General features: G+C 67.7%; 30 protein-coding genes, 2 pseudogenes and 1 riboswitch. Of the genes and pseudogenes, 3 read left to right on the top strand and 29 right to left on the bottom strand.

The window, feature by feature from the left end; genetic code table 11:
* The 29 genes and pseudogenes from tatC to H3O04_RS18890 all read right to left on the bottom strand — a co-directional run.
* On the bottom strand, positions 1 to 446 hold a 446-nt coding region (gene tatC, locus H3O04_RS19030; RefSeq protein ID WP_202588250.1), incomplete at its 3' end, for a twin-arginine translocase subunit TatC.
* Positions 447 to 487: 41 nt separating this feature from the next.
* The gene (gene tatB / locus H3O04_RS19025) at positions 488 to 1,027 is read right to left on the bottom strand and encodes a Sec-independent protein translocase protein TatB (RefSeq protein WP_006477114.1); all 540 of its coding nucleotides are present in this window, start codon (positions 1,025 to 1,027) and stop codon (positions 488 to 490) included.
* A gap of 26 nt (positions 1,028 to 1,053) precedes the next feature.
* Positions 1,054 to 1,284, bottom strand: a complete 231-nt coding sequence (gene tatA, locus H3O04_RS19020; RefSeq protein WP_006477115.1) for a Sec-independent protein translocase subunit TatA — start codon at positions 1,282 to 1,284, stop codon at positions 1,054 to 1,056.
* Positions 1,285 to 1,377: 93 nt separating this feature from the next.
* Complete coding sequence (locus H3O04_RS19015; protein ID WP_011546602.1) at positions 1,378 to 1,743, bottom strand: histidine triad nucleotide-binding protein; 366 nt, start codon at positions 1,741 to 1,743, stop codon at positions 1,378 to 1,380.
* A gap of 29 nt (positions 1,744 to 1,772) precedes the next feature.
* On the bottom strand, positions 1,773 to 2,165 hold the full coding sequence (locus H3O04_RS19010; RefSeq protein ID WP_202588249.1) for a DUF4870 family protein: 393 nt from the start codon (positions 2,163 to 2,165) through the stop codon (positions 1,773 to 1,775).
* Between the two features lie 70 nt (positions 2,166 to 2,235).
* A complete protein-coding gene (locus H3O04_RS19005) occupies positions 2,236 to 2,601 on the bottom strand; it encodes a phosphoribosyl-ATP diphosphatase (protein ID WP_006485344.1) in 366 nt (121 codons plus the stop codon).
* A complete protein-coding gene (gene hisI, locus H3O04_RS19000) occupies positions 2,598 to 3,014 on the bottom strand; it encodes a phosphoribosyl-AMP cyclohydrolase (protein WP_027811786.1) in 417 nt (138 codons plus the stop codon). The genes H3O04_RS19005 and hisI overlap by 4 nt, the downstream gene beginning before the upstream one ends.
* Positions 3,014 to 3,787 carry an imidazole glycerol phosphate synthase subunit HisF gene (hisF, locus tag H3O04_RS18995; RefSeq protein ID WP_006751800.1) on the bottom strand — a complete coding sequence of 258 codons (774 nt, stop codon included), beginning with the start codon at positions 3,785 to 3,787 and terminating at the stop codon, positions 3,014 to 3,016. Before hisF ends, hisI begins: the two co-directional genes overlap by 1 nt.
* Before the next feature lie 106 nt (positions 3,788 to 3,893).
* Positions 3,894 to 4,649 carry a 1-(5-phosphoribosyl)-5-[(5-phosphoribosylamino)methylideneamino]imidazole-4-carboxamide isomerase gene (gene hisA / locus H3O04_RS18990; RefSeq protein ID WP_006477123.1) on the bottom strand — a complete coding sequence of 252 codons (756 nt, stop codon included), beginning with the start codon at positions 4,647 to 4,649 and terminating at the stop codon, positions 3,894 to 3,896.
* 163 nt (positions 4,650 to 4,812) lie between these two features.
* Positions 4,813 to 5,454, bottom strand: coding sequence for an imidazole glycerol phosphate synthase subunit HisH (hisH, locus tag H3O04_RS18985; protein WP_011546605.1), 642 nt, complete (start codon positions 5,452 to 5,454; stop codon positions 4,813 to 4,815).
* Positions 5,451 to 6,071, bottom strand: a complete 621-nt coding sequence (locus H3O04_RS18980; RefSeq protein ID WP_006485349.1) for a YchE family NAAT transporter — start codon at positions 6,069 to 6,071, stop codon at positions 5,451 to 5,453. The genes hisH and H3O04_RS18980 overlap by 4 nt, the downstream gene beginning before the upstream one ends.
* A gap of 60 nt (positions 6,072 to 6,131) precedes the next feature.
* On the bottom strand, positions 6,132 to 6,719 hold the full coding sequence (gene hisB, locus H3O04_RS18975) for an imidazoleglycerol-phosphate dehydratase HisB (protein WP_011546606.1): 588 nt from the start codon (positions 6,717 to 6,719) through the stop codon (positions 6,132 to 6,134).
* Positions 6,720 to 6,784: 65 nt separating this feature from the next.
* Positions 6,785 to 7,858, bottom strand: a complete 1,074-nt coding sequence (hisC, locus tag H3O04_RS18970) for a histidinol-phosphate transaminase (protein ID WP_202588248.1) — start codon at positions 7,856 to 7,858, stop codon at positions 6,785 to 6,787.
* A 143-nt stretch (positions 7,859 to 8,001) separates the two neighbouring features.
* Positions 8,002 to 9,318: a histidinol dehydrogenase gene (hisD, locus tag H3O04_RS18965; RefSeq protein WP_006477128.1), complete on the bottom strand. Its 1,317-nt coding sequence runs from the start codon at positions 9,316 to 9,318 to the stop codon at positions 8,002 to 8,004.
* Between the two features lie 24 nt (positions 9,319 to 9,342).
* Complete coding sequence (hisG, locus tag H3O04_RS18960; RefSeq protein WP_006477129.1) at positions 9,343 to 9,996, bottom strand: ATP phosphoribosyltransferase; 654 nt, start codon at positions 9,994 to 9,996, stop codon at positions 9,343 to 9,345.
* Complete coding sequence (gene murA / locus H3O04_RS18955; RefSeq protein ID WP_006477130.1) at positions 9,993 to 11,342, bottom strand: UDP-N-acetylglucosamine 1-carboxyvinyltransferase; 1,350 nt, start codon at positions 11,340 to 11,342, stop codon at positions 9,993 to 9,995. Before murA ends, hisG begins: the two co-directional genes overlap by 4 nt.
* A 14-nt stretch (positions 11,343 to 11,356) precedes the next feature.
* Positions 11,357 to 11,596: a BolA family protein gene (locus H3O04_RS18950; protein ID WP_006477131.1), complete on the bottom strand. Its 240-nt coding sequence runs from the start codon at positions 11,594 to 11,596 to the stop codon at positions 11,357 to 11,359.
* Between the two features lie 55 nt (positions 11,597 to 11,651).
* Positions 11,652 to 12,428, bottom strand: a complete 777-nt coding sequence (locus tag H3O04_RS18945) for an ABC transporter permease (RefSeq protein ID WP_034196658.1) — start codon at positions 12,426 to 12,428, stop codon at positions 11,652 to 11,654.
* Between the two features lie 41 nt (positions 12,429 to 12,469).
* Positions 12,470 to 13,367 (bottom strand): annotated as a pseudogene (locus tag H3O04_RS18940) (ABC transporter ATP-binding protein).
* Positions 13,368 to 13,559: 192 nt separating this feature from the next.
* Positions 13,560 to 13,835, bottom strand: a complete 276-nt coding sequence (locus H3O04_RS18935) for an STAS domain-containing protein (RefSeq protein WP_006477133.1) — start codon at positions 13,833 to 13,835, stop codon at positions 13,560 to 13,562.
* Positions 13,832 to 14,461 (bottom strand): MlaC/ttg2D family ABC transporter substrate-binding protein, encoded by a 630-nt coding sequence (locus tag H3O04_RS18930; RefSeq protein WP_027809257.1) that lies wholly within the window; start codon positions 14,459 to 14,461, stop codon positions 13,832 to 13,834. The genes H3O04_RS18935 and H3O04_RS18930 overlap by 4 nt, the downstream gene beginning before the upstream one ends.
* A gap of 111 nt (positions 14,462 to 14,572) precedes the next feature.
* Complete coding sequence (locus H3O04_RS18925; RefSeq protein ID WP_011546612.1) at positions 14,573 to 15,535, bottom strand: MlaA family lipoprotein; 963 nt, start codon at positions 15,533 to 15,535, stop codon at positions 14,573 to 14,575.
* A 31-nt stretch (positions 15,536 to 15,566) separates the two neighbouring features.
* Entirely contained in the window at positions 15,567 to 16,136 is a 570-nt protein-coding gene (mlaD, locus tag H3O04_RS18920) for an outer membrane lipid asymmetry maintenance protein MlaD (protein ID WP_006477136.1), read from the bottom strand.
* A gap of 24 nt (positions 16,137 to 16,160) precedes the next feature.
* Positions 16,161 to 16,928, bottom strand: coding sequence for a lipid asymmetry maintenance ABC transporter permease subunit MlaE (gene mlaE / locus H3O04_RS18915; RefSeq protein WP_023478119.1), 768 nt, complete (start codon positions 16,926 to 16,928; stop codon positions 16,161 to 16,163).
* Positions 16,925 to 17,746 carry an ABC transporter ATP-binding protein gene (locus H3O04_RS18910; protein WP_006477138.1) on the bottom strand — a complete coding sequence of 274 codons (822 nt, stop codon included), beginning with the start codon at positions 17,744 to 17,746 and terminating at the stop codon, positions 16,925 to 16,927. The genes mlaE and H3O04_RS18910 overlap by 4 nt, the downstream gene beginning before the upstream one ends.
* An 84-nt stretch (positions 17,747 to 17,830) precedes the next feature.
* Positions 17,831 to 18,939 (bottom strand): annotated as a pseudogene (thiE, locus tag H3O04_RS18905) (thiamine phosphate synthase).
* Positions 18,936 to 19,751 (bottom strand): thiazole synthase, encoded by an 816-nt coding sequence (locus H3O04_RS18900; RefSeq protein ID WP_202588247.1) that lies wholly within the window; start codon positions 19,749 to 19,751, stop codon positions 18,936 to 18,938. The pseudogene thiE and the gene H3O04_RS18900 overlap by 4 nt, the downstream one beginning before the upstream one ends.
* 38 nt (positions 19,752 to 19,789) lie before the next feature.
* Complete coding sequence (thiS, locus tag H3O04_RS18895; RefSeq protein ID WP_006488534.1) at positions 19,790 to 19,987, bottom strand: sulfur carrier protein ThiS; 198 nt, start codon at positions 19,985 to 19,987, stop codon at positions 19,790 to 19,792.
* 32 nt (positions 19,988 to 20,019) lie between these two features.
* A complete protein-coding gene (locus H3O04_RS18890) occupies positions 20,020 to 21,156 on the bottom strand; it encodes an FAD-dependent oxidoreductase (RefSeq protein WP_202588246.1) in 1,137 nt (378 codons plus the stop codon).
* A 225-nt stretch (positions 21,157 to 21,381) separates the two neighbouring features.
* Positions 21,382 to 21,505: riboswitch (TPP riboswitch) on the bottom strand.
* 270 nt (positions 21,506 to 21,775) lie between these two features.
* Between H3O04_RS18890 and H3O04_RS18885 the strand changes: the two genes are divergently transcribed.
* The 3 genes from H3O04_RS18885 to H3O04_RS18875 all read left to right on the top strand — a co-directional run.
* Entirely contained in the window at positions 21,776 to 23,545 is a 1,770-nt protein-coding gene (locus H3O04_RS18885; protein ID WP_011546616.1) for an ABC transporter ATP-binding protein/permease, read from the top strand.
* A complete protein-coding gene (locus tag H3O04_RS18880) occupies positions 23,542 to 24,318 on the top strand; it encodes an SDR family oxidoreductase (protein ID WP_202588245.1) in 777 nt (258 codons plus the stop codon). Before H3O04_RS18885 ends, H3O04_RS18880 begins: the two co-directional genes overlap by 4 nt.
* Positions 24,319 to 24,446: 128 nt before the next feature.
* The coding region (locus H3O04_RS18875; protein WP_202588244.1) for an MFS transporter at positions 24,447 to 25,487 on the top strand (1,041 nt) is incomplete at its 3' end.

Genomic DNA, 25,487 nt, shown 5'->3' with positions numbered 1-25,487 from the left:
GCGTTGTAGTGCGCCATCACGCGGAAGATCGTCGGGAACACGAGGAAATACGCGAACGCCATACCGCACAGGAACAGGAAGTAGCTGCTGCCGACGAGCGGCGCGACGAGTTTCTTCTCGTGCTGGTACAGCCCCGGCGCGACGAATGCCCAGATCTGATACAGCACGATCGGCAGCGCGATCACGAGCGCGACGAGCATCGTGACCTTCATCGGCACGAAGAACGAGCCGGTGACGTCGGTGACGATCATCTTGCCGTCTTTCGGCAGGTTGTCCATCAGCGGCCGCGCGAGCAGCTTGAAGATGTCCGGCGCCCAGTAGACGAGCCCGAGGAACACGACGATCACGGCCAGCCCGGCGCGAATGATGCGATCGCGAAGCTCGACGAGATGGGAAATGAAGGTTTCTTCCGGGGCGTCGCCCGGGTTCTGCTGGGGGTCGCTCACACCGGCCCTCGGTAGGATTGACGAGCGAGCATGCGCTCGACTCAGAAGAAGCGCGTCGGCCGGCGCAGGCTGGCCGGCTGATGGCGCGCGACACGCGCGGCGCCCGACTGCACGTGCGTGCGGCGGGTCGTCGCGCGCTTGTACCAGACAGGCGTCGCCGCCTGCTTGATGCGCCAGTTGCGACGCTTCGGCGCAAGCGCGGCCGAACTGCCGCGCCACGACGGCGCCGCGGGCGTATCGGAACCCGGGGAACCGACGGAACCGGCGTCGCCGGCAGCTCCGTCAAGACCGCCGACCGCGGAATGCCACGTGTCGTTCAGTTCCTTCTCGTGCTCGCGCAGGTTGTCGTGAATCGTCGTCTCGACATTGCGCGCGGCCGATTCGAAATCGGTCTTCATCGTCCGCAGCGCGTCGAGTTCGATTTCGCGCGAGACCTCGGCCTTCACGTCGTTGATGTACCGCTGCGCGCGGCCGAACAGCGCGCCTGCCGTGCGCGCGACGCGCGGCAGGCGCTCGGGGCCGAGCACCACGAGCGCGACGACGCCGATCAGCGCCATCTTCGAAAGACCGAGATCCAGCATCGCGAATGCCTGTCAGCGTGCCGGCGTTACGCCTTGTTCGAATCGGAACGCGTCGTTTCCTTCGCGTTGACGTCGACCGCGCCCGAACGCGGCAGTTGCTGCGCATCCGCCGGCGTTTCGCCTTCCTTCATGCCGTCCTTGAAACCCTTCACGGCGCTGCCGAGGTCGTTGCCGATGTTGCGCAGCTTCTTCGTACCGAAAACCAGCGCGACGATCAGCAGCACGATCAGCCAGTGCCAAATGCTCAATCCACCCATGATGAAACCTCTCCTCAACCACGCCGCGAGGCGGCGTAAATCGCCGGCGACGCGCCGGCTTCGACTATCGATGCGGGGAAACGCCCCGCTGCGTCAACCCATCCGCTGCCACGGGCGCGGGCCGGCCAGGATATGCGCGTGCAGGTGGTAGACCTCCTGCCCGCCGCCCGGGCCCGTGTTGATCACCGTGCGAAAACCGGTTTCGCCGCCCGTATACGCGACGCCGAGCTGGTCGGCCAGACGCGCGACGAGCAGCATCAGCCGGCCGAGCATCGGCGCATCGGCCTCGCTCGCCGCCGACAGCGTCGGCAGGTGCCGGCGCGGAATCACGAGCACGTGCGTGTCGGCCGCCGGGCGGATGTCGCGGAACGCGACGAATTCGTCGTCCTCGTGCACCTTCGTGCTCGGGATCTCGCCTGCCGCGATCTTGCAGAACAGGCAATTCGGATCGTGACTCATGTTGCTCCTGCGAAACGCCCCTGCGCCGGTCAGAACCACGCCTGCGGATCGAGCGTCTTGTTGTCGTTCAGGTACAGCCAACCCTTGATGATACGGTACAGCGTCCAAATCCACGTGACAAACATAACGACGAACCCGATCGCGACGAACATCAGCGCGAACCCGATCACATAAGCGATCAGCGCGCGCCAGAACGTGCGGATCTGCCACTCGAAGTGATCGGCGTACGGCGTACCGGCCACGTCGCCGCGCTTCACGTAGTTGATGATGATCGCGATGACGCCCGTGACGCCGCCCGTCAGCCAGTGAATCGCATAGAGGCCGTACAGCACGTGGGTCAGCGTGCGCAGCCCGTTCAGGCGTTCGGCCTCCGCTGCCCCCGACACCGCCGGCGTCGGGAACTGGTTCGACGTATCGTTCATGATGCTACCCCCGTTGGATGACAATTCTTACAGCTTACCGCACTGTTGCCACCGCGGCGGGGCCTGCGTGTCACCCGCCGTTTTCCTCGCGCTCGCGGCGCTTGCGCAGCGCTTTTTCCTCGATGCCCGACAAGCCTTCGCGACGCTCGAGCTCGGCGATCACGTCGGCCGGGCTCAGGTCGAAATGCGACAGCATCACGAGGCAGTGGAACCACAGGTCGGCCACCTCGCCGACCAGCGCGGTCGGCGCGCCGCCCTGGCGCACGTCCTTCGCGGCCAGCACGACTTCCGTCGCCTCTTCGCCGATCTTCTTCAGCACCGCGTCGTCGCCCTTGTGGAACAGGCGCGACACGTACGATTGATCGGGATCGCCGCCCTTGCGGCTATCGATCACGGCCGCGAGGCGCAGCAGCGTGTCTTCGGTCGATTGCGTCATTTGTAGATGTGTTCGGGGTCTTTCAGCACCGGCTCGACCGCGACCCAGTCGCCGCCGTCCACCGTACCTTCGAATTTCTGGAAGAAGCACGAATGCCGGCCGGTGTGGCATGCGATGCCCGACACCTGCTCGACCTTCAGCAGCACGACGTCCTCGTCGCAATCGAGCCGCACTTCGTGCACGTGCTGCACGTGGCCCGACTCCTCGCCCTTGAACCACAGGCGCTTGCGCGAACGCGAATAGTAGACCGCGCGCTGCGTCTCGATCGTCTTCGCGAGCGCCTCGCGGTTCATCCACGCGAACATCAGCACGTCGTTCGTCGACGTTTCCTGCGCGATCACCGGCACGAGGCCGTTGTCGTCCCAGCGGACCTTGTCGAGCCACGCGGGCAGGGATTTCGTTTCGGTATTCATCACAGTCTCACCGGGATGCCCTGGTCGGACATGAAGCGCTTCGCCTCGCCGACCGTGTGCTCGCCGTAGTGGAAGATGCTGGCGGCCAGCACCGCGTCGGCGCGGCCGTCCTTGATGCCGTCGGCCAGATGCTGCAGCGAGCCGACGCCGCCCGACGCGATCACCGGCACCGGCACCGCGTCCGACACGCCGCGCGTGAGCGCGAGGTCGAAGCCCGACTTCGTGCCGTCGCGGTCCATGCTCGTGAGCAGGATCTCGCCGGCGCCGAGCTCGGCCATCTTGCGCGCCCACTCGATCGCGTCGAGGCCCGTGTTCTTGCGGCCGCCGTGCGTGAATACTTCCCAGCGCGGCGTCTCGCCGTCGGCCGACACGCGCTTCGCGTCGATCGCGACGACGATGCACTGCGAGCCGTACTTGTCGGCCGCGTCGCGCACGAGCTGCGGGTTCGCGACCGCCGACGAATTCATGCTGACCTTGTCCGCGCCCGCGTTCAGCAGGCGCCGCACGTCCTCGACGGCGCGCACGCCGCCGCCGACGGTCAGCGGAATGAATACCTGCGACGCCACGGCTTCGATGATCGGCAGGATCAGGTCGCGCTGGTCGGACGTCGCGGTGATGTCGAGGAAGGTCAGTTCGTCGGCACCCTGGTCGTCGTAGCGACGGGCGATTTCGACGGGGTCGCCGGCATCGCGCAGCTCGACGAAATTGACGCCCTTGACGACACGCCCGGCGGTCACGTCCAGGCAGGGGATGATGCGTTTAGCTAGAGCCATGATGTTGCGCCAAATGCCGCGCTGGGACGGCCGGTTGCGGAAGCCTCGCGCGAGGCTTCCGAGCGGGGCCGCCTGCGGGCAGCCCCGGCGAACGGGACGACCGCGGTTACGCGTTGTCGAGTTCGCCGTTCAGTTCGTCCGCGCGCTTTTGCGCGGCCGCGAAATCGAGATCGCCGGAGTAGATCGCACGGCCGCAGATCACGCCCTCGACGCCGTGCTCTTCCACTTCGCACAGGCTCTCGATGTCCGTGAGGTTCGACAGGCCGCCGCTGGCGATCACCGGGATGCCGACCGCCTGCGCGAGCTTCACGGTCGCGTCGATGTTGATGCCCTGCAGCATCCCGTCGCGGCCGATGTCGGTGTAGACGATCGATTCGACGCCGTAGTCCTCGAACTTCTTCGCGAGATCGATCACCTCGTGGCCGGTCAGCTTGCTCCAGCCGTCGGTCGCGACCTTGCCGTCCTTCGCGTCCAGCCCGACGATGATGCTGCCGGAAAACGCGGTGCACGCGTCCTGCAGGAAGCCCGGGTTCTTCACGGCGGCGGTGCCGATGATCACGTAGGACAGGCCGGCGTCGAGATACTTCTCGATCGTCTCGAGGCTGCGGATGCCGCCGCCGAGCTGGACGGGAATTTCGTCGCCGACTTCGTCGAGGATCGCTTCGATCGCCTCGAGATTCTTCGGCTTGCCGGCGAATGCGCCGTTCAGGTCGACGAGATGGAGCCGCCGGGCGCCGAGATCGACCCACTTGCGGGCCATCGCCGCCGGGTCCTCGGAAAAAATCGTGGCCTGGTCCATATCGCCCTGTTTGAGGCGCACACACTGACCGTCTTTGAGGTCGATGGCCGGAATCAGCAACATAGCAATCGGGTGTCGTCGTGGAAAAAGAAAAGAATCCGGCGCGTACCGGCCAAACCGGTGCCGCGCCGTCTCGCTAGTTTAGTACAACTCTTTCGGCGCTTAAGCGTGAGAGCCCCGCACGACAGGCGCTTGCGCGCCGTCGACTGTGGCTCCCGCACCACGTTTACGGTTTCCAGTGTACGAAGTTGCGATACAGACGCAACCCGACCTCCGCGCTTTTCTCGGGGTGGAATTGGGTCGCGAAGAGATTGTCCCGCGCGACCGCGGACGTAAACGGCGCGCCGTACGCCGTTTCGCCGACCGTATGCGCCGGGTTGTCCGGGCTCACGTAATAGCTGTGCACGAAGTAGAAATACGCGTCGTCGGGCACGCCGTCCCACAGCGGGTGCGGCTGCGCCTGGCGCACGCGGTTCCAGCCCATCTGCGGCACCTTGAAGCGCGAGCCGTCGTCCTGCACGCGGCCGTCGAGTTCGAAGCGCACGACCTTGCCGGGCAACAGGCCGAGGCCCTTCGTGTCGCCTTCCGCACTCCAGTCGAACAGCATCTGCTCGCCGACGCACACGCCGAGCAGCGGCTTCGTGCGCGACGCCTCGATCACGGCCTCCTGCAGGCCCGATTCGCCAAGGCAGCGCATGCAGTCGGGCATCGCGCCCTGGCCGGGCAGCACAACACGGTCGGCCGCGCGAATCGCGGCCGGCGTGTCGACGATCGCCACGTCGGCGGCCGGTTCGGCCTTCTTGAGCGCCTGCGCGACCGAGCGCAGGTTGCCCATCCCATAATCCACAATCGCAATCGAAGTTTTCATCTCAGTGCAGGCAGTAGCGCCCTCAGTCCATTGACGATGAATTCCACCGCCAGCGCCGACAGCATCAGACCCATCAGCCGCGTGGCGATGTTGATGCCGGTGCGGCCGATCCAGTTCGCGATCGGCTCGGCGAGCCGCATCGCGACGAAACACAGAAAAGCCAGGACCGCGCCGATCGCGACCAGCCCGGCCCGTTCATACCAGTGATGCGCGTTCGCCGCATAGATGATCACCGTGCTGATCGAGCCGGGGCCCGTGAGCAGCGGAATCGCCAGCGGCACGACCGCGATGTTGTCCTTCAGCTCGGCTTCGTGGCGCTCCTCCGGCGTCGATCGCGTGTTGCCGATCTGCGCGTTCAGCATGTTGATCGCCATCAGCAGCATGATGATCCCGCCGCCCACTTCGAGCGACCCGACCGAAATGCCGAAGAAGTTGATGATCTGCTGCCCGAGCAGCGCGGTCACCGTCATCACGCAGAACACCGACACCGATGCGATCCGGATCGTGCGCCGCCGCTCGTCGTCCGTCTGCTGCGCCGTCAGGCTCAGGAAAAACGGCACCGCGCCGACCGGGTTGATCAGCGCGAGCAGCGAAATGAACGATTTGAGCAGATCCATCGCACGCCGGCGCGCCGCGCCGAAGCCGTGAGGTCGTCCTTGGCGTCGTCCGTTCGGAAGTTAGAGGCTGCCTTTGGTCGACGGAATCTGCCCCGCCGCCCGCTCGTCGAGCTCCACCGCCGCGCGCAGCGCCCGGCCGAAGGCCTTGAACACCGTCTCGAGCTGATGGTGCGCGTTGATTCCGCGCAGGTTGTCGATGTGCAGCGTGACGCCCGCGTGGTTCACGAACCCGCGGAAGAATTCGATCGACAGGTCGACGTCGAACGTGCCGATCCGCGCGCGTGTGAACGGCACGTGGAATTCGAGGCCCGGCCGGCCGGAGAAATCGATCACGACGCGCGACAGCGCCTCGTCGAGCGGCACGTACGAATGGCCGTAGCGGCGGATGCCCTTGCGGTCGCCGATCGCCTTCGCGACGGCCTGACCGAGCGTGATGCCGACATCCTCGACCGTGTGGTGATCGTCGATATGCGTGTCGCCATGCGCTTCGACCTCGAGATCGACCAGACCGTGTCGCGCGATCTGATCGAGCATATGGTCGAGAAACGGCACGCCGGTGGCCAGCTTCTGCCGGCCGGTGCCGTCGAGATCGAGCTTCACACGGATCTGCGTTTCGCTGGTATTGCGAACGACTTCCGCCACACGCATGGCAATTCCTTGATTGAGTCTAATGTAAATGGGGATTGATCGTCGCGCGCCGCCGCGCCCTGGGCTCAACCGGGCAGCGCGAGTTTCAAGGCGGCCAGCAGGCGGGCGTTTTCGTCGGGAGAACCGACGGTCAGCCGCACGCATTCGGCCAGTAATGGATGCATTTTACTCACGTTTTTGACCAGCACCCGCTCGGTGAGCAGCGCATCGAACACGGCAGCCGCGTCCGGCACGCGCACCAGCAGGAAATTGCCGGCGCTCGGGAACACCGTCGCGCCCGGCAGCGCGGCCACCGCCTGCACGAGGCGGGTGCGTTCCGCGCGCAACTCGGCCGCCTGCGCGTCGAGCACGTCGAGGTGATCGAGCAGGAAGTCGGCGGTCGCCTGGGTCAGCACGTTGATGTTGTACGGCGGGCGCACCTTGTCGAATTCGTTCAGCCACGCCGGCAAGCCGACGAGGTAGCCGAGGCGGATGCCCGCGAGGCCGAGCTTCGACACCGTGCGCATCACGACGACGTTGTCGAACTCGGCGGCGCGCGGCAGCCACGAACGCTCGGCGAACGGCTGGTACGCCTCGTCGATCACGATCAGGCTGTGCCGGGCGGCCGCGACGATCCGCTCGACGTCGGCATCGTCGTACAGCGTGCCGGTCGGGTTGTTCGGGTACGCGAGATAGACGATCGCCGGCCGGTGCTCGGCGATCGCCGCGAGCATCGCGTCGACGTCGAGCGTCAGGTCCGCCTTCAGCGGCACGCCGACGAATTCGAGCTGCGCGAACTTCGCCGAGAGTTCGTACATCACGAAGCCCGGCACCGGTGCGAGCACCTTCGCGCGCGGCTGCGCGCACGCGACCGAGATCATGCTGATGATTTCGTCGGAACCGTTGCCGAGCAGCACGTCGCAGCCGGCCGGCACGCGCATCGCGTGGCGCAGCTTGTCGAGCAGCGCGGCCGGGCGCGGCGCCGGGTAGCGGTTCAGCGCGACCTGCGCGAGCCGCTCGCCGAGCGCCGCGGCGAGCGGCGCCGGCAGCGGGTACGGGTTCTCCATCGCGTCGAGTTTCACGAACCCGCTCGCGTCCGGCACCGGATAGCTGGTCATCGCGAGCACGTCGCGGCGGATGATGTCTTGTGGCGTCGTCATGGTCTCAAGCCGGCGTGCGTCGCGCCGGCGTCAAATGGGTCGGCAAGGCGGCGGCTGCCGCCCTGCGCTCGTCTCCTGCCCCGCTCCGGGTGCCGCCGGTGCCGGCGCCTCGGCGCCCGCCCGGCCCCGCGCACGATGCGCGGTCAGCCCTTCATCCGGAACTCGGCGCTCCTCGCGTGCGCCTGCAGCCCTTCGCCGTAGGCGAGCTCGGATGCGATCTCGCCGAGCGTCTGCGCGCCTTCCGCGCTGACCTCGATCAGGCTCGAGCGCTTGATGAAGTCGTACACGCCGAGCGGCGACGAGAAACGCGCGGTGCGCGACGTCGGCAGCACGTGGTTCGGACCCGCGCAGTAGTCGCCGAGGCTCTCGCTCGTGTAGCGGCCGAGGAAGATCGCGCCCGCGTGGCGGATCTGCTGGCCCCATTGCTGCGGCTCCAGCGCCGAGATTTCGAGGTGTTCCGGCGCGATGTCGTTCGCGATCCGGCACGCCTCGGCCATGTCGCGCACCTTGATCAGCGCGCCGCGGCCTTCGAGCGACGCGCGAATCACGTCCTGGCGCGGCATCGTCGGCAGCAGCTCGCCGATCGCCTTCTCGACGCGATCGAGGAATGCAGCGTCCGGGCACAGCAGGATCGACTGCGCGAGTTCGTCGTGCTCGGCCTGCGAGAACAGGTCCATCGCGACCCAGTTCGGATCGGTCGTCCCGTCGCACAGCACGAGGATTTCCGACGGCCCGGCGATCATGTCGATGCCGACCGTGCCGAACACGCGGCGCTTCGCCGACGCGACGTACGCGTTGCCGGGGCCGCAGATCTTGTCGACGGCCGGCACCGTCTCGGTGCCGTACGCGAGCGCGCCGACCGCCTGCGCGCCGCCGATCGTGAACACGCGATCGACGCCGCCGAGCAGGGCCGCCGCCAGCACGAGGTCGTTCTTCACGCCGTCCGGCGTCGGCACGACCATCACGATCTCGCCGACGCCCGCGACGCGCGCCGGAATCGCGTTCATCAGCACCGACGACGGATACGCGGCCTTGCCGCCCGGCACGTACAGGCCGACGCGGTCGAGCGGCGTGACCTTCTGGCCGAGCACCGTGCCGTCGCTTTCCGTGTACTGCCAGCTATGCGTGCCGCATTCGATCTTCTGCTTCTCGTGGTACGCGCGCACCCGCGCCGCGGCCGCTTCCAGCGCCGCGCGCGCTTTCGGCGCGAGGCCGTCGAGCGCCGTCTGCAGCGCGTCCTGCGGCAGTTCGAGCGCGGCGACGCTGTTCGCGCTCAGCCGGTCGAAACGGTTCGTGTACTCGAGCACCGCGGCGTCGCCGCGCGACTTCACGTCGGCGAGGATCTTCGCGACCGATTGCTCGATCGCTTCGTCTTCGCTCGCCTCGAACGCGAGCACGGCGCGCAGCGCGGCGCCGAAGCCTTCGTTCGTCGAATCGAGCTTGCGGATGGTGATGGACATGGGAGTTCCGTTACGGTGATGCGCTCAACCGCCATTCTGCGACGCGCGTTCGAACGCGTCGAGGATCGGCTTGAGCGCCGCGCGCTTCAGTTTCAGCGCGGCCTGGTTCACGACGAGGCGCGACGAGATCGCCATGATCTCCTCGACCTCGACCAGATTGTTCGCCTTCAGCGTGCCGCCCGAGCTGACGAGGTCGACGATCGCGTCGGCCAGCCCGACCAGCGGCGCGAGCTCCATCGAGCCGTACAGCTTGATCAGGTCGACGTGCACGCCCTTCGCGGCAAAGTGTTCGCGCGCCGTTTCGACGTATTTCGTCGCGACCCGCAGGCGCGCGCCCTGGCGCACTGCATTCGCGTAGTCGAAACCGGCCGGCACGGCCACCGACATCCGGCAGCGCGCAATGTTCAGATCGATCGGCTGGTACAGGCCCGAGCCGCCGTGCTCGACCAGCACGTCCTTGCCGGCCACGCCGAAATCGGCCGCGCCGTATTCGACGTAGGTCGGCACGTCGCTCGCGCGCACGATGATCACGCGCAGATTCGGATCGGTGGTCGGCAGGATCAGCTTGCGCGACGTTTCCGGGTCCTCGGCCACCTGCACGCCGGCGGCGGCCAGCAGCGGCAGGGTTTCCTCGAAAATCCGGCCCTTCGACAGGGCGAGGGTCAGCGGCGCGGTCATGCTTGGCTCCCGGAAAGGCGGCGCACGTTCGCGCCGACGGCGGTCAGTTTGGCTTCCATGCGGTCGTAGCCGCGGTCCAGGTGATAGATGCGGTCGACGAGCGTTTCGCCGTCGGCGCGCAGCCCGGCGATCACGAGGCTCGCCGACGCACGCAGGTCGGTCGCCATCACGTTCGCGCCCGACAGCTTGTCGACGCCGGTCACGAGCGCCGTGTTGCCGTCGATCGTGATGTTCGCGCCGAGCCGGTTGAGTTCCTGCACGTGCATGAAGCGGTTCTCGAAAATGGTTTCGACGACCTGCGCGGTGCCCGTCGCGACCGTATTGAGGGCCATGAACTGCGCCTGCATGTCGGTCGGGAACGCCGGGTATTCCGACGTGCGGATCGTCACCGCCGACGGGCGGCGGTCCATCTTCACGCGCAGCCAGCTGTCGCCTTCCTCGATCGACACGCCGGCTTCGCGCAGCTTGTCGATCACCGCGTCGAGGATGTGCGGGCGCACGCCCGTCAGCATCACGTCGCCGCCGGCCGCCGCGACCGCGCACAAGAACGTGCCGGCCTCGATCCGGTCGGGGATCACCGAATGACGCGCGCCGTGCAGCCGCTCGACGCCCTGGATCACGAGGCGATCGGTGCCGATGCCGTCGATTTTCGCGCCCATCGCGACCAGCAAGTGTGCGAGATCGCTCACTTCCGGCTCGCGCGCGGCGTTTTCGATCACCGTCTCGCCGTCGGCGAGCGTCGCGGCCATCAGCAGGTTTTCCGTGCCCGTCACCGTGATCATGTCGGTCACGATGCGCGCGCCTTTCAGGCGCTTCGCGCGCGCTTCGATGAAGCCGTGCTCGATGCTGATCTCCGCGCCCATCGCCTGCAGGCCCTTGATGTGCTGGTCGACCGGCCGTGCGCCGATCGCGCAGCCGCCCGGCAGCGACACCTTCGCCTCGCCGAAGCGCGCGAGCAGCGGCCCGAGCACGAGGATCGACGCGCGCATCGTCTTCACGAGCTCGTACGGCGCGACGAGGTTGTCGACGCGCGACGCGTCGAGCTGCACGCGGCAGCCGTCGGTCTCGCTCTTCACGCCCATCTGGTTCAGCACCTTCAGCGTCGTGCGCACGTCCTTCAGGTTCGGCACGTTGTCGAGATCGACCGGATCGGCGGTGAGCAGCCCCGCGCACAGGATCGGCAGCGCGGCGTTCTTCGCGCCCGACACGACGATCTCGCCGGACAGGCGGTTACCGCCTTCGATCGCGAGCTTGTCCATCCCCTGTCCCTGCGATTCCCCGTTGGCGGCCGGGTGTGCCGTGGCGACGCTCTGGACGGCGTCGCGCTCGTTGACGGTGACTTGCACTCAGTGATTTCCGTTTATGCGTTCTGCCATTCGGCGGGCGTCAGCGTCTTCATGCTGAGCGCGTGAATTTCCTGCTTCATGCGATCGCCGAGCGCCGCATAGACGAGCTGGTGCCGCTGGATCGGCCGCTTGCCTTCGAAGGCCGCCGACACGATCGTCGCGAAGAAATGCTGGCCGTCGCCTTCGACTTCCAGATGCGTGCAGGCGAGACCGCCGGCGATGTATTGCTTGACCTGTTCGGGAGTCGGCAACATGGTGTAAGGCTCCTGTCGGCGCGCGCCGCCCTAGGGCGGCCGCGGCCTGTCGATATCAATGACGCAGTTTGTAGCCGGTCGCGAGCAGCCGCATCGCGATCAGCGCGAGCAGCACGAAGAAACCGGTGACGATCGCGAGGCTCGCGAACGGGTTGATGTCGGACGCGCCGAAGAACCCGAAACGGAAGCCGTCGATCATGTAGAAAAACGGGTTGAGACGCGACACTTCGCGCCACACGGGCGGCAGCGAATGCGTCGAATAGAACACGCCGGACAGGAACGTCAGCGGCATGATCAGGAAGTTCTGGAACGCGGCGAGCTGGTCGAACTTCTCGGCCCAGATCCCGGCGATCAGGCCGAGCGTGCCGAGGATCGCCGAGCCGAGCAGCGCGAACGCAATGATGAACAGCGGCGCCGCGAAGTGCATCGGGATAAACCAGATCGTCACGACGAACACGCCAGTGCCGACCGCGAGCCCGCGCACGACGGACGCGAGCACGTACGCGCCGAAGATGTCGCGGTACGACAGCGGCGGCAGCAGCATGAACACGAGGTTGCCGGTGATCTTCGACTGGATCAGCGACGACGAACTGTTCGCGAACGCGTTCTGCAGCACGCTCATCATCACGAGGCCCGGCACGAGAAAGCTCACGTACTCGACGCCCGGATACACCTCGACGCGGCCCGACAGCGCGTGGCCGAAGATCGTCAGATACAGCAGCGCGGTGACGATCGGCGCGAGCACCGTCTGGAACGACACCTTCCAGAAACGCAGCAGTTCCTTGTAGAACAGCGTGCGAAACCCGCTGCCCGGCACGGGCCGGGCCGTCATCTCAGACGTCAGCGAACGCAGTTCGCGTGGGGAGTGTTGATTCATGCCAGACCCTCGATCACCTCGGCCCCGTTCATCACCTGGACGAACACATCCTCGAGGTCGGCCTTGCGGACCTCGATCTCGTCGAACGTGCAGCCGGCCGCGCGGCATTGCGCGAGGATGCGTTCGACCTCGTCGTAGCTCGCGAGGCGCAGCAGATGCTCGCCCGGCGCGCTGCCGGCCGAGCTGCGCGCCGGTCGCGAGCCGCAGGTACAGCTGCAGGCCCGCGAAGCGGCGCAGCAGCGCGTCGGTGCGGTCGAGCGCGACGACTTCACCGCGGCGCAGCATCGCGATGCGGTCGCACAGCGACTCGGCTTCCTCGAGGTAATGGGTGGTGAGCACGATCGTGTGACCCTCGCGGTTCAGGCGCGAGATGAATTTCCACAGCGTCTGCCGCAATTCGACGTCGACGCCGGCGGTCGGCTCGTCGAGCACGATCACGGGCGGCCGGTGCACGAGCGCCTGCGCGACCAGCACGCGGCGCTTCATCCCGCCCGACAGCGCGCGCATGTTCGCGTCGGCTTTCTCGGTGAGATCGAGATTGGCCATCACTTCATCGATCCAGTCGTCGTTGCGGCGCAGCCCGAAATAGCCGGACTGGATCCGCAGCGTCTCGCGCACGGTGAAGAACGGATCGAAAACGAGTTCCTGCGGCACGACGCCGAGGGCGCGGCGCGCGTTGCGGAAGTCCTGGACGACGTCGTGACCGCGCACCGAGATACTGCCTTCGTCGGCCCGGGCGAGCCCGGCGAGGATACTGATGAGCGTGGTCTTGCCTGCGCCGTTGGGGCCGAGCAGACCGAAAAACTCGCCTTCCTCGACCGACAGGCTGACGCCCTTGAGCGCCTGAAGCGACTTGTAGCGCTTCTTGACGTGACGGATTTCTATGGCTGACATGACTGTGCGCGACGCAAGGGCCGCGACGCCTATTCTGTGCTTGCTGCGAAAGAAAATGGGGGCCGGACGCCGATTGGCTGCCCCGCAAAACGCTTGATTATAGGGCAAACCGGCTGGGGGAGCCGGCGCCGACGGCGCGCGGCCTGAAGCGTGCGCGCGCCGGCTGGCGCGGCAGGCTTCGGTCGGACAGGGTCAATGTCGCCCGGTGCCTTCGATGAGTGCGTCGACGCCGTAGGCGCGCGCGAGGCTGGCGAGCTTCGGAGGGAGATTGAGGATGTCGAGGGCTGTGCCGCGCGCTTTGGCGGCACGTTGCCATGCGAGCAGCACGGCGAGCGCGGACGAGTCGAACTGCGTCAGCGCCGCGCAATCGACGGCGGTCGCGCCGGCGCCGATGCGCGCAAGACCGTCCGCGAGCGCGGACTTCGCGCTCGCGACGGTCAGCGAGGAGCCGGCTTCGAAGCCGCTCACGACGCCTGCTTGCCCGCGGCAAGCTCCTGGTTGCGTTGCGTCAGGAACTTGATCAGGCCGTCCACGCCGCTTTGCTGGATCTTCTCGTTGAACTGCTGCTGGTACGTCTGGATCAGCCATGCGCCGAGCACGTTCAGGTCATACACCTTCCAGCCGTTCGCCGTCTTGTACAGGCGGTAGTCGATCTGGACCGGCTGACCGTTGTTCAGCGCGACCGTCTTCACGACGACGTCGGTATCGGCCGGATCGGCGCGGAACGGCGGGTACTGGATCTGCTGGTCCGGCTTCAACTGCGCGAGCGCGCCCGAATACGTGCGAATCAGCAGCAGCTTGAACTGCTCCTGAACCTGCTGTTGCTGCTCGGCCGTCGCCGTGCGCCAGTTGCGCCCCATCGCGAGCTGCGTGGTGCGGCGGAAATCGGTGTACGGCAGGATGTCCTTGTTGACGATCGAGATGATGCGGTTGGTGTCGCCCTGCTTGATCGTCTGCTGCTTGACTTCGTCGAGCACCTGCTGGGTCGCCGTCTTGATCAGCGCTTGCGGGTTCGACTGGTCGACTTGCGCGTGAGCTGCGCTGCCGAACGAGAACAGCGCCGCGAAAACGGGGATCAGGAACAGTTTTTTCATCATAGTGGCCTGCATGAATGAGTCGATGCGAAGGTTGGAGCAGGTAGCTTACGCGCAAGTTCGCCTACGCTACCGACTGAATCGTTTCCGGCTGTAACGAATGTAAGTCCGTCAGTGCAGCCGGATGCTCGGGAACCGGAACCCGCCCGGCGACGGCGGCGCCACCTGCATCGCCGGCACGTTCGTTTCGCTGGCCGGGTTCGGCGCTTCGGCCGTGCCCGAGGCCGGCGCAGCAACCGCCGCGCCCGATGCGGGCGCCGGCGCCGCGCCGCCCACCGCTGCCGCGCCCGCCGTTCCGGCCGCGCCGGCTGCCGCCGGTGCCGCGCCGTCTTCCGGCAGATCGTACTTCGGCAGCGCGTCGTTGCTCGACGTCGCGGCGGCCTCGCCGCGCGCGTTGCTGATCAGCATCTGGCGACGCTGCAGGTACGCGTTGCGCACGAACGAATACTTGTCGAGCGCCGCGGCATCCAGCACGTCGCCTGCGCCGAGCAGGTTCGCGCGCGTGTTGACCAGGTTCACGCCGAACAGGCCCCAGCTCAGGCCGTCCGGCTTCACGTAGGTGAGCGGGTTGCCGACGTAGTCGACGCCGAGGCCGGCCGTGTCGCGCAGCGTGCTCGGCCCGAGCAGCGGCAGCACGAGATACGGGCCCGACGGCACGCCGTAGCGGCCCATCGTGATCCCGAAGTCGGCCGTGTGTTTCGGCAGCTTCGCGATCGTCGCGACGTCGAACAGGCCGCCGACGCCGAACACCGTGTTGATCACGACGCGCATGATGTCGCCGACGCCGTCCGCGATCCGCAGCTGCACGATGTTGTTCGCCGCGATGTAGACGTCGCCGATGTTCGAGAAGAAGTTCGTCACGCTGTCGCGCACCGGCTGCGGCACCACGTACTGGTAACCCTTCGCGACCGGCTTCAGCGCATACGTATCGACCGTGTCGTTGAACTTGTACATCGACCGGTTGAAGCCTTCGAGCGGATCGCCCTTGGTCGGCGTCTGCACGGTCGCGCAGCCGCTCAACGCGGCGACTGCCGCCATCGCCAGCGCGGCGTGCCTGATGCGGATCGTGTGCATGGTCATTACCCTCTTGTTTTCTCTCGTGTGGTTATTGAGCCGCCGAGCCGGACGCGCCGGACACCGCCGACGCCGGTACCGCCACCGGGGCCGGCGCGGCCGGAACGGCCGACGCCCCCGCTGCCGGCTTCGCGCCGCCCGCATCCGCGGCCTTGCTGTACAGGAACTGGCCGATCAGGTTCTCGAGCACGATCGCCGACTGCGTCATCGTGATCGTATCGCCGGACTTCAGCATTTCGGTGTCGCCGCCCGGATCGAGGCCGATATATTGCTCGCCGAGCAGGCCCGACGTCAGGATCTTCGCCGACGAATCCTTCGGGAACGGGTACTGGCCGTCGACGTCGATCGTAACGACCGCCTGGTACGTGTTCGGGTCGAAGCCGATCGACTTCACGCGGCCGACCACGACGCCCGCGCTCTTCACGGCCGCGCGCGGCTTCAGCCCGCCGATATTGTCGAATTTCATCCTCACCGAGTAGGTCGGCTGAAACGACAGCGAGCTCATGTTGCCGACCTTCAGCGCCAGGAACAGCACCGCAAGGAAGCCCACCACCACGAACAGGCCGACCCAGAAGTCGAGAGCAGTCTTTTTCATCGTCATTCCAAAATTTGGCTTGGCTGAGGCTTAGCTGAACATCAGCGCGGTCAGCAGGAAATCGAGGCCGAGTACGGCGAGCGACGCGAACACGACCGTCTTGGTGGTCGCGCGCGACACGCCTTCGGGCGTGGGCTTCGCTTCATACCCCTGGTACAGCGCAATGAAGGTCACGGCGAAGCCGAACACGATGCTCTTGATCACACCGTTGCCGACGTCGGCCCAGACCTGGACCCCGCCCTGCATCTGCGACCAGAACGCGCCCGGATCGACGCCGATCAGCACGACGCCGACGAAGTAACCGCCGAGCACGCCGACCGCGTTGAAGATCGCGGCCAGGAGCGGCATCGCGATGATGCCCGCCCACATGCGCGGCGCGATCACCGTCTTGATCGGGTCGACCGCCATCATCTCGAGCGCGGTGAGCTGCTCGCCGGCCTTCATCAGGCCGATCTCGGCCGTGAGCGACGTGCCCGCGCGGCCCGCGAACAGCAGCGCGGTGACGACCGGCCCCAGCTCGCGCACGAGCGACAGCGCGACCAGCAGGCCGAGCGCCTGCTCGGAACCGTAGCGATTCAGCGTGTAATAGCCCTGCAGGCCGAGCACGAAGCCGACGAACAGCCCCGACACGGCAATGATCACGAACGAATAGTTGCCGAGGAAGTGGATCTGCTTCGTGACCAGCCGCGGCCGGCGCAGCAGCGGGAAGAATTCCAGCACGAGGCGCACGAACAGGCGCGTGCCGTAGCCCGCGCGCTCGAGGCCGCCGATGACGTAACGTCCGATCGCGCTGATCATGCGCGCCCTCCGCCGAGCCCGAAATCCGCTGCGAGCGGCGGGCTCGTGTAATGAAATTTGAACGGGCCGTCCGGCGCGCCGTCGATGAACTGCCGCACGCTCGGATCGGTCGACGCGCGCAGCTCGTCGGGCGTGCCCTGCGCGAGCACGCCGCCATTGGCCAGAAAATACACGTAATCGGCGATCGCGAACGATTCCGGCACGTCGTGCGTGACGAGGATCGACGTCGCGCCGAGCGCCTGGTTCAGCGTGCGGATCAGGTTCGCGGTGATGCCGAGCGAGATCGGATCGAGGCCCGCGAACGGCTCGTCGTACATGATGAGCTGCGGATCGAGCGCGATCGCACGCGCCAGTGCGATGCGGCGCGCCATCCCGCCCGATACTTCGGACGGCATCAGGTCGCGCGCGCCGCGCAGCCCGACCGCGTTGAGCTTCATCAGCACGAGGTCGCGGATCAGGTCTTCGGGCAGGTCGGTATGCTCGCGCAGCGCGAACGCGACGTTCTCGAACACCGACATGTCGGTGAACAGCGCGCCGAACTGGAACAGCATGCCCATCTTGCGGCGCAGCGCGTACAGGCCGTCGCGCGTTTGCGCGCCGACATCGGCGCCGTCGAACAGCACCTGGCCGCGGCGCGCACGCACGAGGCCGCCGATCAGGCGCAGCACGGTGGTCTTGCCGCAACCCGAGCCGCCCATGACCGCGACGACCTGCCCGCGCCCGAAGCGCAGGTTCAGGTTGGACAGGACGAGGCGGTCGCCGTAGCCAAAGTCGACGTCGCGAAGTTCCAGCAGGGTCTCGGTAGGAGTGGGGCTCACGGAGCTGACAGTCCTTTTACGCAGAACGCCGAATTATAGGGCCTGCATTGGAATGATGTCGTGACGCCGTTCCGGGCCCTGCGGTCAATGATTGTCAAATTGTCCGGTAAAGCACTGCTGCAGTGCAATAAGCGCCGTCCGATAGTCGGCCGCGCCCGTGACCGCGCTGACCACCGCGACGCTGCCCACGCCCGTCGCCAGCACCGCCGGCAGCGTGTCGAGCCCCACCCCGCCGATCGCGACGAGCGGCGCGCGTAGCGGGCAATCCGCGCGAGCCCCTGTGGCGGCGCGGCAACGGCCTTGGTGGCGGTCGCGTACACGGGGCCGAGCGCGAGGTAGCTCGGCCGCTCGTGCAGCGCCCGCAACATCTCGTAATAGCCGTGACTCGAAAGTCCGAGCCGCAGGCCCGCGCCCGCGATCGCGGCCAGATCGGCCGTTTCGAGGTCTTCTTGGCCCAGATGTACCCCGTATGCCCCCTCTTCTGCGGCGATCTCCCAGTGATCGTTGATGAACACGCGCGCGTCGGGATAGCGGCGTCCGGCCGCGACCGCACGCGCGATTTCCCGGCGCAGCGCGTCCGGCGTCGCCTCTTTCACGCGCAATTGCACGGTTCGCGCGCCGCCGTCGAGCACGCGCTCGACCCATTCGGCGCTCGGCACGACCGGATAGAGCCCGAGCCGCGCGGGGCACGGCGGGAACGCCGGCTCCGGCGCGGGCGGCAGCCCGGCCACCTGCGGGAATCGCGCGGCATCGACCGGCCATGCGTCGGCGGCGCGCGTCTCGTCGCCGTCGCGCCACGCCAGCGCGAGCACCAGCGCGTCGACCGGCGCGAAGCCGCAATCGAGAAACGCGGCGAGCGCCGCGATCCAGTCATCCGCGAGCGGATGCGCGGCGTCGAGCGCGTAGCGCACGCCAGCCGCATGCAGCACGGCGCCCTCTTCGTCGAATTCGATCGCCACCGCATCGGGCGACGCAGGCCGCGACACGGCCGATGCGCGCGCCTGCGCGGCACGATCACCGGCCGACACGATCAGCACGTCGCCGTCGGCCGGCACGCCGGGCGCCGCCACGCAGAGCCGCCACGGCGCCGCGCCGTCGGGCCAGTCGCCGAGCCGCGCGCGAATCCGCTCGGCCGCTTCGGCCAGCTCGTCGGCCGGCGGCCAGAACGCATCGGCGAAGCGCGCCGCGCTCATGCGCCGCCTCCGTCCTGGTGCCAGAACGGCATCCCGACGACCGGCGTGCTCGCGTGCGCGGTGTCGCGCGCGTCCATCGGACCGGCGAGATACGCGGCACGGCCGGCCTCGACGCCCTGCGCGAACGCCCTTGCCATGATTTCCGGGTGCGTGGCCTGCGAGACGGCCGTATTCAGCAGCACGCCGTCGAAGCCCCACTCCATTACCTGGCACGCGTGCGACGGCACGCCGAGCCCCGCGTCGACGATCAGCGGCACGTCCGGCAACCGTTCGCGCAGCACGCGCAGCCCGTACGGATTCACGACGCCCTTGCCGGTGCCGATCGGCGCGCCCCACGGCATCAGCGCCTCGCAGCCGGCGTCGAGCAGGCGCCGGCCGATCACGAGATCCTCGGTGCAATACGGCAGCACCTTGAAGCCGTCCTTGACCAGTTGCGCGGCCGCTTCGATCAACCCGACCGGGTCGGGCTGCAGCGTGTAGTCGTCGCCGATCAGTTCGAGCTTGATCCAGTCGGTGTCGAAGACCTCGCGCGCCATGTGCGCGGTCGTCACGGCTTCGGCGACGGTCTGGCAACCGGCCGTATTCGGCAGCAGCGGCACCGCGTGGCGCTTGAGCAGGTCGAAGAAGCCGGCTTCGGCCGTGCCGCCCGTCATCTGCCGGCGCAGCGCGACCGTCACCATCCCGGGGCGCGACGCGGCGATCGAATCGGACAGCGATTGCAGCGACGGATAGCGTGACGTGCCGAGCAGCACGCGGCTTGCGAAGGTTTCGCCGTACAGCGTCAGCGCGTCGGCGGAGGGGGGGGACGTCATGTCGTTTTCCTGGAAGAGCGGGGACGAACCGGCGGCGCTCAGCCGCCCGCGACGGGGTGCACGACGTCGAGCCGGTCGCCCGCCGCGAGCGCGCGCGCCGCATGCTGCGTGCGCGCGACGAAGTTGCCGTTCAGCGCCACCGCGTATGGCGGACGCGCGCCGTATGCGGCAAGCGCGTCGGCCACGGTGGCGCCGTCGGGCAACGTCAGGGTCTGTTGATTGATCTGGATATCCATGAGGCTCGGTCGGATTCGTTCGGCGGCGCGCGTCAGGCCGGCTGGCGCGCGTCGTTGCGGTGATGAAGCAGCGCCGGCCAGCGCGCGGCGTCGCGCCACGCGGCGAACGCGTCGGCATCGCCGAGTGCGCCGCCGAGCGCGGCCTGCGCGAACACGACGGCCGCCTGCGCGACTTCCGGCGCGATCATGAAGCCGTGCCGGTACAGGCCGTTGACGGCGAGCGTCGATGCGCCGTCCCAGATCACCGCCGGACGATGATCGGGCAGCGTCGGCCGGCACTGCGCGTTGAGTTCGAGGATGCGCGCCTCGCCGAACGCCGGATGCACGGAAAACGCCGCGCTCAGCAGTTCGAGCGCCGAACGCACGCTGACGGGCGACATGTCCTCGCCCTCCACCTCGGTCGCGCCGATCACATAGAGATCGTCCTGCTTCGGCGCGATGTACAGCGGGTAGCGCGGATGCAGCAGCCGCACGGGCCGGGTGAGCCCGATGCCGGGCGCATGCACGCGCGCGACTTCGCCGCGAATGCCGCGCAGCGCGGGCAGCGCGGATTTCGCGCCGAGCCCGCGGCAATCGATCGTGAAATGCGCGGCCGGCAGATTCGCGTCGTCGACCGCCGCGTGCCAGTGCCGCGCGACGCCGCGTTCGACCAGGCCCGCCGCGAGCGCGCGCAGCGCCTGGCGGTTGTCGAGCTGCCCTTCGCGCGGCAACATCAGCCCGCGCGCGAAACGGCCCGCGAGCACGGGTTCTGCGGCGTCGACCTGCGCACCGGCGAGCGTCACGAAGCCGCCGTCGAGCAGCTCGGCCGGCGCGTTCGCGCGCACGCGCCGCTCGAACAGCGGCGCCTCCGCGCGATCCGCGTGATGCCAGACGACGAGCGTGCCGTGATGCTGGAAGAAGACGGGTTCGGGCAGCTCCGCGAGCCATTGCGGCCAGCGCGCGAGCGACGCGGCGCCCAGCTCGGTGATCAGCAGTTCCGCGCTGGCCGCTTCCGCGAGCGGCGCGAGCATCGCGGCCGCGACCCACGCGGCCGACTGCTCGCCGTCCGGGCCGCCGCGCTCGTAGAGCGCGACGCGATGCCCGTCGCCCGCGAGCCGCCACGCGATCAGGCGGCCGACGAGGCCACCGCCGAGCACCGCGAAATCGGGTCGTGCGTCCCGGACATTCATCGCGCGCCCTCCGCGCGGTCATGCGCGACGAACGTCGACGCACACGCGCCGTCGCCTGCGAACACACGCGACGTCGGGGCGGAAGCCCTGCAAAAGACTGAAGATTGTGCGGCCATCATTCCTTCCGTAACGCGCAATGCGCGTACCCAAAAGGACGAAACCGGCAGCAAAGGCCGGCCGGGCGGGACTCGGGCGCTGACCATGTGGGATGGCGGCCAGCGCGGCCCGGCGGGATCAGAAACTTCCCTCGCCGGTATTACCCGGATCGGGTGCGAAGGGTCTTTCTCAGCCTCGCCGCGCTGCCCGGAACATCTACCGGCCGCGCCACGAAGCACCCCTGTTTCGTCGTCGGCCATTAGACCATAAAAGCGGAAAGCGCCGCAAACTGTCCCCCTAGCGGCAAATTCGCCGGCGTGCCGCGCCGCTCTGGCACAATGCCCGCAGGCCGGCCGCGCGAGCGGCCGGTTGCCGCGTCACCGCCGGTTTTTAAGTGCCGTTTAAGACGCACGGGCGACCATCCGGACGCCCGCCGTCAGTCGGCGCCGCGCCCCGGCATGCCGTATCGCGGCGCGCGCCCGGTTTCGCCCGGCCCGCGCGCCGGCTCATCATCAGGAAGCACATGACCCAATCGATCGATCCCGTCCGCTCCGCCTCCGACGCGCCGCAGGACGAGCGCCCGGTATCCGCATGGAGCCTCATCAAGCCCTACTGGGTATCGTCCGAATGGAAAATCGCGTGGGGCCTGCTGGTCACGATCATCGCGATCAACCTCTGCGTGGTCTGGATCAACGTCCGGCTGAACAAGTGGAACGCGCAGTTCTACAACGCGCTGCAGTCGAAGGACGTCCACGACTTCCCGAACCTGCTGATGCAGTTCTCCGCGCTCGCCTTCGCGTTCATCATCCTCGCCGTGTACGGCCGCTACCTGCGGCAGATGCTCGGCTTCCGCTGGCGCCAGTGGCTCACCGACCGCTTCCTCGGTCAGTGGCTCGGCGATCGCGCGTTCTACCGGATCGAACGTGACCGTCTCGCCGACAACCCCGACCAGCGGATCACCGACGACCTCCAGTCGTTCGCGACCACGACGCTCGCGCTGTCGCTCGACCTGCTGTCGACGGTCGTCACGCTCGTGTCGTTCATCACGATCCTGTGGTCGCTCGCCGGCGCGCTGACGTTCACGCTCGGCGCGACGCCGATTGCGATTCCCGGCTACATGGTGTGGGCGGCCGCGCTGTACGCGGTGATCGGCTCGCTGATCATCCAGAAGGTCGGCCATCCGCTCGTGTCGATCAACTACCAGCAGCAGCGCGTCGAGGCCGATTTCCGCTTCGGGCTGATCCGCGTGCGCGAGAACGCCGAGCAGATCGCGTTCTACGACGGCGAGAAGACCGAGGCCGGCAACGCGCAGACCCTCTTCACGCGCATCCGCGACAACTGGTGGCGCGTGATGAAGTACACGAAGCGGCTCACGTTCGTGCTGAGCTTCTACGGGCAGATCGCGATCATCTTCCCGCTCGTCGTCGCGGCGCCGCGCTACTTTGCCGGTGCGTTCTCGTTCGGCGTGCTGATGCAGATCTCGTCCGCGTTCGGCACCGTCAGCGACTCGTTCTCGTGGTTCATCAACAGCTACTCGACCCTCGTCGAATGGCGCGCCACCGTCAACCGTCTGCGCGAATTCAAGCGTGTGATGGGCACGTCGCACCTGAAGGAAAGCCTGTCGCCCGCGACCGAGCACGGCGGCATCAACCTGCACTACATCGACGCCGCGAAACTGTCGACGTCGTCGCTCAAGCTCGCGCTGCCGAACGGCAACGCGCTCGCGAACATCGGCGACGTCACGATCGAGCCCGGCTCGCGCTGGCTCGTGATCGGCAAGTCGGGTTCCGGCAAGAGCACGTTCATGCGCGCGCTCGCGGGCCTCTGGCCGTTCGGCGACGGCGCGATCGACGCGCCGGTCGGCGCGCGGATGATGTTCGTGCCGCAAACCAGCTATTTGCCGATCGGCACGCTGAAGGCCGCGCTCACCTACCCGGCGACGCCCGACACCTTCAGCGACGAAGCGTGCCGCGATGCGCTGCGCGCGTGCCGCCTCGAGGATTACGTCGAGCGCCTCGACGAAACCGCGCACTGGACCCGCGTGCTGTCGCCGGGCGAACAGCAGCGCCTGGCCGGCGCGCGCGTGCTGCTGCACAAGCCCGACTTCCTGTTCCTCGACGAAGCGACCAGCGCGCTCGACGCCGACAACGAAGCCCGCCTCTATCACCTGTTCGCCGAGCGGCTGCCGAAGGCTGCGATCGTCAGCATCGCGCACCGCGAGTCGCTGGCCGCGTTCCACGTCGGCACGATCAACGTCGAGCGCGTGGGCAGCGACGACAAGGTCGCCGCGTGAACGCACGCGCCGCGCACCTCGAACGCATCGCGCTGATCACCGGCGCAGGCTCGGGGATCGGCGCGGCGCTCGCGCGGCGGCTCGCGGCGCCCGGCATCGCGCTGGCGCTGCATGCGCGCGGCGTGGACGAGGCGGCACGATCGCGGCTCGCCGACGTCGCCCATGCGTGCACGACGGCCGGCGCCGAGTGCATCACGCTGACCGGCGATCTCGGCGAACCGGGTATCGCCGCCGCACTGGTCGATAGCACCGCGACGCGCTTCGGCGGGCTCGACCAGCTCGTCGCGAACGCCGGCTTCGCCGCGCGGCAATCCTTTTCCGAGCTCTCCGCGAACGCACTCGCGTCCGCCTTCGCGACGATGCCCGGGGCGTTCTCCGCGCTCGCGGGCCGCGCGCGGCCGCTGCTCGAAACGTCGGCCACGCCGCGGATCGTCGCGGTCAGTTCGTTCGTCGCGCACCGCTACCGCGCCGATGCACCGTTCGCGACGACCGCCGCCGCGAAGGCCGCGCTCGAATCGCTGGTGCGTAGCGCGGCCGCCGAATTCGCCGCGCACGGCATCACCGTCAATGCGGTCGCGCCGGGCTTCACGCGCAAGGACCACGGGCCGAGCGCCGGCAACGCCGCCGCGTGGGCGCAGGCCGAACAGGCGACGCCGCTCGGCCGCATCGCGGAACCCGACGACGTCGCCGCGCTGATCGCGTTCCTGCTGTCGGACGCGGCACGGCAGATCACCGGCCAGGTCATCCACGTCGACGGCGGCCTGACGCTCTGACGCGTCCTCCCTCCTGCCTGCTTTTCAGCACGAACCTGCATCCGCCTTTTTGGCATGCCGGAGCGCGCCCGTAAAATAACCGCGACGCGGTAGCGCGGGACGAGACAAGACGAGAGGGGGCGGCAAGCATGCAGGCATTCCAGTGGTTCAACGAATTGTCGACGCGCGAGCGCCGGACGCTGTACGCCGGATTCGGCGGCTATGCGGTCGATGCGTTCGACTTCATGATCTATTCGTTCCTGATCCCGACGCTGATCGCCACCTGGGGCATGACGAAGAGCGAGGCCGGGATGATCGCGACCAGTTCGCTGATCTCGTCGGCGATCGGCGGCTGGGTCGCCGGCATCCTCGCCGACCGCTATGGCCGCGTGCGCGTGTTGCAGTGGACGATCGCGACGTTCGCGCTGTTCACGTGCCTGTCCGGCTTCACGCATTCGTTCTGGCAGCTCCTTGCGACGCGCACGCTGCAGGGTTTCGGCTTCGGCGGCGAATGGTCGGTCGTGACGATCATGATGGCCGAGACGATCCGCTCGCCCGAGCATCGCGCGAAGGCCGTCGGCACCGTGCAGAGCAGCTGGTCGTTCGGCTGGGGCGCGGCCGCGATCCTCTACTGGGCGTTCTTCGCGCTGCTGCCGGAGCAGGTCGCGTGGCGCGCGTGCTTCTGGATCGGCATCGTGCCCGCCCTGTGGATTCTCTATATCCGCCGCAACGTCAGCGATCCGGACATCTATACGGCCACGCGCCGCGCCCGCGACGAAGGCCGCGTGTCGGGCCACTTCCTCGAGATCTTCTCGCCGCCGCACCTGCGCGCGACGCTGTTCGGCAGCGCGCTGTGCACCGGCATGCTCGGCGGCTACTACGCGATCACGACGTGGCTGCCCACCTATCTCAAGACTGTGCGCCACCTGTCGGTGTTCAACACGAGCGGCTATCTGGTCGTGCTGATCGTCGGCTCGTTCGTCGGCTACGTGGTCGGCGCGATCCTGTCCGACCGGCTCGGCCGCCGCGCGTCCTTCATCCTGTTCGCGGTCGGCTCGTTCTCGCTTGGCATGGCGTACACGATGCTGCCGATCACCGATACCGCGATGCTGCTGCTCGGCTTTCCACTCGGCATCGTCGTGCAGGGCATCTTCGCCGGCGTCGGCGCGTATCTGTCGGAGCTGTATCCG

The sequence above is a fragment of the Burkholderia sp. KCJ3K979 genome (genome assembly GCF_016759955.1).
Classification (GTDB): Bacteria; Pseudomonadota; Gammaproteobacteria; order Burkholderiales; family Burkholderiaceae; genus Burkholderia; species Burkholderia orbicola.
Note: the sequence above shows the minus strand (reverse complement) of the source record. Positions and strands in the feature narration are given on the sequence as shown.

Coding starts and splice junctions, on each gene's coding strand:
- hisF (WP_006751800.1), bottom strand. CDS start 3,787: ATGGCTCTAGCTAAACGCATCATCCCCTGCCTGGACGTGACCGCCGGG.
- mlaE (WP_023478119.1), bottom strand. CDS start 16,928: ATGATCAGCGCGATCGGACGTTACGTCATCGGCGGCCTCGAGCGCGCG.
- H3O04_RS18890 (WP_202588246.1), bottom strand. CDS start 21,156: ATGAATGTCCGGGACGCACGACCCGATTTCGCGGTGCTCGGCGGTGGC.
- H3O04_RS18925 (WP_011546612.1), bottom strand. CDS start 15,535: ATGCACACGATCCGCATCAGGCACGCCGCGCTGGCGATGGCGGCAGTC.
- H3O04_RS19015 (WP_011546602.1), bottom strand. CDS start 1,743: ATGAGTCACGATCCGAATTGCCTGTTCTGCAAGATCGCGGCAGGCGAG.
- hisI (WP_027811786.1), bottom strand. CDS start 3,014: ATGAATACCGAAACGAAATCCCTGCCCGCGTGGCTCGACAAGGTCCGC.
- hisC (WP_202588248.1), bottom strand. CDS start 7,858: ATGACGACGCCACAAGACATCATCCGCCGCGACGTGCTCGCGATGACC.
- H3O04_RS18930 (WP_027809257.1), bottom strand. CDS start 14,461: ATGAAAAAACTGTTCCTGATCCCCGTTTTCGCGGCGCTGTTCTCGTTC.
- tatA (WP_006477115.1), bottom strand. CDS start 1,284: ATGGGTGGATTGAGCATTTGGCACTGGCTGATCGTGCTGCTGATCGTC.
- hisB (WP_011546606.1), bottom strand. CDS start 6,719: ATGCGTGTGGCGGAAGTCGTTCGCAATACCAGCGAAACGCAGATCCGT.
- tatB (WP_006477114.1), bottom strand. CDS start 1,027: ATGCTGGATCTCGGTCTTTCGAAGATGGCGCTGATCGGCGTCGTCGCG.
- H3O04_RS18945 (WP_034196658.1), bottom strand. CDS start 12,428: ATGACGGCCCGGCCCGTGCCGGGCAGCGGGTTTCGCACGCTGTTCTAC.
- hisA (WP_006477123.1), bottom strand. CDS start 4,649: ATGTTGCTGATTCCGGCCATCGACCTCAAAGACGGTCAGTGTGTGCGC.
- H3O04_RS18885 (WP_011546616.1), top strand. CDS start 21,776: ATGACCCAATCGATCGATCCCGTCCGCTCCGCCTCCGACGCGCCGCAG.
- hisD (WP_006477128.1), bottom strand. CDS start 9,318: ATGTCCATCACCATCCGCAAGCTCGATTCGACGAACGAAGGCTTCGGC.
- H3O04_RS18900 (WP_202588247.1), bottom strand. CDS start 19,751: ATGACGTCCCCCCCCTCCGCCGACGCGCTGACGCTGTACGGCGAAACC.
- mlaD (WP_006477136.1), bottom strand. CDS start 16,136: ATGACGATGAAAAAGACTGCTCTCGACTTCTGGGTCGGCCTGTTCGTG.
- H3O04_RS18980 (WP_006485349.1), bottom strand. CDS start 6,071: ATGGATCTGCTCAAATCGTTCATTTCGCTGCTCGCGCTGATCAACCCG.
- thiS (WP_006488534.1), bottom strand. CDS start 19,987: ATGGATATCCAGATCAATCAACAGACCCTGACGTTGCCCGACGGCGCC.
- H3O04_RS19005 (WP_006485344.1), bottom strand. CDS start 2,601: ATGACGCAATCGACCGAAGACACGCTGCTGCGCCTCGCGGCCGTGATC.
- hisG (WP_006477129.1), bottom strand. CDS start 9,996: ATGACCGCGCCGCTGACCCTCGCCCTGTCGAAGGGCCGGATTTTCGAG.
- H3O04_RS19010 (WP_202588249.1), bottom strand. CDS start 2,165: ATGAACGATACGTCGAACCAGTTCCCGACGCCGGCGGTGTCGGGGGCA.
- hisH (WP_011546605.1), bottom strand. CDS start 5,454: ATGAAAACTTCGATTGCGATTGTGGATTATGGGATGGGCAACCTGCGC.
- H3O04_RS18950 (WP_006477131.1), bottom strand. CDS start 11,596: ATGTTGCCGACTCCCGAACAGGTCAAGCAATACATCGCCGGCGGTCTC.